This window comes from Micromonospora endophytica (assembly GCF_003236305.1).
Classification (GTDB): domain Bacteria; phylum Actinomycetota; class Actinomycetes; order Mycobacteriales; family Micromonosporaceae; genus Micromonospora; species Micromonospora endophytica.
This window is the reverse complement of sequence record NZ_POTX01000350.1, coordinates 1-4,510: the sequence shown is the minus strand read 5'-3', so window position 1 is coordinate 4,510 and position 4,510 is coordinate 1. Positions and strand designations below refer to the sequence as shown.

At 71.0% G+C, this 4,510-nt stretch carries 4 protein-coding genes; all 4 read right to left on the bottom strand.

Annotated elements, in window-relative coordinates; translation table 11 throughout:
• Positions 1 to 4: 4 nt before the first annotated feature.
• Entirely contained in the window at positions 5 to 1,036 is a 1,032-nt protein-coding gene (locus C1I93_RS28705) for a threonine aldolase family protein (RefSeq protein ID WP_420811717.1), read from the bottom strand.
• Positions 1,037 to 1,193: 157 nt separating this feature from the next.
• The gene (locus C1I93_RS28700) at positions 1,194 to 2,600 is read right to left on the bottom strand and encodes a class II 3-deoxy-7-phosphoheptulonate synthase (protein ID WP_111246391.1); all 1,407 of its coding nucleotides are present in this window, start codon (positions 2,598 to 2,600) and stop codon (positions 1,194 to 1,196) included.
• A 126-nt stretch (positions 2,601 to 2,726) separates the two neighbouring features.
• Positions 2,727 to 3,242: a hypothetical protein gene (locus tag C1I93_RS28695; protein ID WP_111246390.1), complete on the bottom strand. Its 516-nt coding sequence runs from the start codon at positions 3,240 to 3,242 to the stop codon at positions 2,727 to 2,729.
• 128 nt (positions 3,243 to 3,370) lie between these two features.
• Positions 3,371 to 4,510: glycoside hydrolase family 18 protein (locus tag C1I93_RS28690; protein WP_111246389.1), on the bottom strand; the 1,140-nt coding region annotated here is incomplete at its 5' end.

The following is a 4,510-nucleotide window of genomic DNA, read 5'->3' as shown; positions in this document are numbered from 1 at the left end:
GGGGTTAGGTGCGGAGGAGGGTGGTGAGGGTGGTGGTGGCGTGGGTGATGGCGGCGTCCGACACGTCGAGGTGGGTGACCAGGCGGGCGGTACGGGGACCGAGCACCGAGATGAGCACTCCCTCGGCGCGGGCGGCGGCGGCCAGAGTGGGCGCGTCCAGCGACGCCTTGGTCAAATCCAGCGGGACCAGGTTGGTGCGTACCGGGGCGGCCAGGATCCCGAACGGTGCGATCGCCTCGGCCAGCCGGGCCGCCTTCGCGTGGTCCTCGGCGAGCCGGTCGACGTGGTGGGCGAGAGCGTACCGTCCGGCCGCGGCCAGGATGCCGGCCTGACGCATGCCGCCGCCCATCCGCTTGCGGATCACCCGGGCCCGCGCGATCCGCTCGCCGGAGCCCACCACCAGGGAGCCGACCGGCGCGCCGAGTCCCTTGGACAGGCAGACCGAGAGGGTGTCGAAGAGCGCGCCGTATTCGACCAGCGGCACCCCGTCGGCGACGTGCGCGTGCCAGATCCGGGCACCGTCGCAGTGCAGCGCCAGCTGTGCCGCGTCCGCGATCCGGCGCAGCTCACGCAGGGTGTCGAGGGAGATCACCCCACCGCCGCCACGGTTGTGGGTCTGCTCCACGGCGATGACCCGGGTGGGCACCGCCCAGTAGCCGTCGGGCCGGATCATGCCGGCGACCACGTCGGGGTCGATCTCCGCACCGACGGCAGGCCAGGTCCGCGAGGTGATGCCGCCGTACGCGGCAGCGGCCCCCATCTCGTACGTGACCACGTGCGCGTCGGCGTCGCAGAGCAGTTCCGCGCCCGGCGGCACCAGCAGTTGCAGGGCGATCTGGTTGGCCATCGACCCGGTCGGGCAGAACAGCGCCGCCTCGTGCCCGAACAGCGCGGCGACCTCGGCTTCCAGCGCGTTGACCGCCGGATCCTCGCCGTAGACGTCGTCGCCGACCTCGGCAGTGGCCATCGCCTCGCGCATCCCGGCCGTGGGCCGGGTCACCGTGTCCGAACGCAGATCCGCGATCACCTCAGCCACGATCATCCCTTCCGGCCGCCGACTGCGGGGCTCGCAAGCTCACTCCTCGCGTCAGCCACGATCATCCCTCCCGGCCGCCGACTGCGGGGCTCGCAAGCTCACTCCTCGCGTCAGCCACGATCATCCCTCCCGGCTGCCGACTGCGGGGCTCGCAAGCTCAGCCACGGAGCATCTCCGCTACGAGGAAGGCCAGTTCCAGCGACTGCTGGGTGTTCAGTCGCGGGTCACAGGCGGTCTCGTACCGGTCCGGCAGGTCGAGATCGGCGATGCCCTGTGCGCCACCCAGGCACTCGGTGACATCCTCGCCGGTCAGCTCGACGTGCAGACCGCCCGGGTGGGTCTCCAGGCCACGGTGCACCTCGAAGTAGCCAAGCACCTCGTCGACGATCCGGTCGAAGTGGCGGGTCTTGTAACCGTTCGACGACTCGTGGGTGTTGCCGTGCATCGGGTCGCACTGCCACACCACCTTCGCCCCGGCGGCGGTCACCTTCGCCACGATCGGCGGCAGCGCGTCGCGTACCTTGTGGTTGCCCATCCGGCTGATCAGCGTGAGCCGGCCGGGGATGTTCTCCGGGTTCAGCTTCTCGCACAGCTCGATCGCCTCGTCCGGGGTGGTGGTCGGGCCGAGCTTGACCCCGATCGGGTTGGCGATGCGGGAGATGAAGTCGATGTGCGCGCCGTCGATCTGCCGGGTGCGCTCGCCGATCCAGAGGAAGTGCCCGGACAGCCCGTACGCCCGGTTGCCGGAGACCCGGGTCAGCGCCCGGTCGTACTCCAACGCCAGCGCCTCGTGCGAGCAGTAGAGGGTGACCGTACGCAGGGCGTCGTCGTCGGTCATCCCGCAGGCCCGGATGAAGGCCAGCGCCCGGTCGATCTCGCGGGCGATGGCCTCGTACCGCTCGCCGGCCGGGGAGTTGCGCACGAAGCCCTTGTTCCAGTCGTGCACGGCGTGCAGGTCGGCCAGGCCACCGGCGAGGTAGGCGCGGAGCATGTTCATGGCGGCGGCGGAGTTCGCGTACGCCCGGATCATGCGCTGCGGGTCGGCGACCCGCGCCTCCGGCGTGGCCTCCAGCGAGTTGATCATGTCGCCGCGGTAGGCCGGCAGGCCCCGGGCGTCGGTCGGCAGCGACCGGGGCTTGGTGTACTGCCCGGCGACCCGGGCCACCTTGACCACCGGTAGCGACGCGCCGTAGGTGAGCACGATCGCCATCTGGAGCAGGGTGCGGGCGTTGGCCAGCAGGTGGCTCTCGGTGTTGTCGGCGAAGGTCTCCGCGCAGTCGCCACCCTGGAGCAGGAACGCCTTGCCCTCGCAGACCAGCGCAAGGCGCTGCCGCAACTGGTCGACCTCGTACGGCGCGACGACCGACGGGACCGTGTCGAGCACCTTGCAGACCTCGGCGACCTGGGCCTGATCCGCCCAGGGCGGGGTCTGGGCGCGCGGCAGGTCCCGCCACCGGTCCAGGCCGAGGGCCGCGTCCTCGGCGGAGTCGACGGTCGGGCGGCTGGTCTGCAACACCTGGCTGCCGACCGCCGGATGACTCAACTGGTGCCACTCATGGCGCATGACAGAAAGCGTACGGCGACCGGCGCGGTGGCCGACCGGCGAGGGCCCCGGTTCCGGTAGATGGACGGCGGTTCGTCCGGATCCCGGTGACCAGCCGCACCGGTCCCGGTTCCTCGCGCCGGACGGTCAGGGTGCCGGGGCGGGCGCGGTCCCGGTGGCCGACCCCGATCCCGGGTCGGGGCTGTTCCCGCCGGGCCGTTCGTCGGAGATGCACCAGTCGAGCCCGTCCCGGGTGACGGTGAACAACAACGGACGGGTGGCCTTGCGCTTGCCCACCGTCACCGTGACCGAGGCGCTCACCTCGTGCCCGGCCGGGCCGGGGCGGACGTCGATGATCTCGGTCTGCGGCACCTTGAAGTGGTCGGCGAAGTCACCGTTCGGCCCGGTGGCCGCCCCGTCGAACGCGTCGTGCAGCACCGCGCAGAGCTGGCTGCGCCCCGCCTCGACGTCCTTCGCCTCGATCGCGTCCAGGTAGGCCTGGACCCGCTCCCGGGACTTCGTCAGGGCCTCCTCGGCCGCCGCCTGCGCGACCCGCTGCGCCTCGGCCTCGTCGGCACCGCCGAGCCCACAGCCGGCAAGCCCGAGCGACACCGCGGTGACCAGGGCGGCAGTCGCCGCCGAGCGACCGAAACTGACCCGCATCGCTACCTCCGACAAACGGACACCGAGAGTCACCCGAGCGAACGAGTCTGCCACATCACGGTGCACGGGAAACGGGGAGGGGCCGGCGCGGGCCCCTCCCCGTCGTGGGTGGTGCGTCGGCCGTCGGCTCAGCCGAGGCCGCCCTTGATGGCGCCGATCAACTCGCCGTTGCTGGTGTCACCGGAGAGCTCCCAGAAGAAGGCGCCACCGAGGCCCTGGTTCTTCGCGTACGTCATCTTGCCGTTGATGGTGGCCGGGGTGTCGTAGCTCCACCACTGGCTGCCGCACTTGGCGTATGCCGTACCGCCGACGGTGCCGGTGGCCGGGCAGCTGTTCTTGAGCACCTTGTAGTCCTCGATGCCCTGCTCGTACGTGCCCGGCGCGGGACCGGTGGCGGTGCCGCCCGGCGCGGCCTGGGTCACCCCGTTCCAGCCCCGGCCGTAGAAGCCGATGCCGAGCAGCAGCTTGTTGGCGGGGATGCCCTTGCTCTTGAGCTTCTGGATGGCCGCGTCCGACCAGAAGCCCTGCTGCGGGATGCCGGTGTACGAGTAGAGCGACGAGTGCGGGGCGGTGGGGCCCTGCGGGGCGAAGGCGCCGAAGTAGTCGTACGTCATCGGCATGATCCAGTTGAGGTGGGTGGCGGCACCGGCGTAGTCGGTGGCGTCGATCTTGCCGCCGTTGCTGCCGTCCGCGGTGATCGCGGCGGTGACCAGGTTGCCCGAGCCGAACCGGCTACGCAGTGCGCTGGCCACGTTCTTGAACGCGTTCGGGCCGCTGGCGTCACAGGTCAGGCCGCAGGCGTTGGGGTACTCCCAGTCGATGTCGATGCCGTCGAAGACGTCCGCCCAGCGCGGGTCCTCCACCAGGTTGTAGCAGCTCTCGGCGAAGGCGGCCGGGTTCTGCGCGGCCTGCGTGAAGCCACCGGACCAGGTCCAGCCGCCGAAGGACCAGATCACCTTGAGGTGCGGGTACATCTTCTTGAGCTTGCGCAGCTGGTTGAAGCTGCCCCGCAGCGGCTGGTCCCAGGTGTCGGCGACGCCGTCGACGCTCTCCGCCGCGGTGTACGCCTTCTCGTAGTCGGCGTAGCTGTCACCGATGGTGCACCGGCCGCCGGTGGTGTTGCCGAAGGCGTACAGGATGTGGGTCAGCTTGGCCGCCGAGCCGCTGGTGTGGATGTTCTTGACGTGGTAGTTGCGGGCGTAGACGCCCCACTGGGCGAAGTAGCCGACGACCTTGCGGTCCCCGCTGGGCGGGGTGGTGGGTGGCGT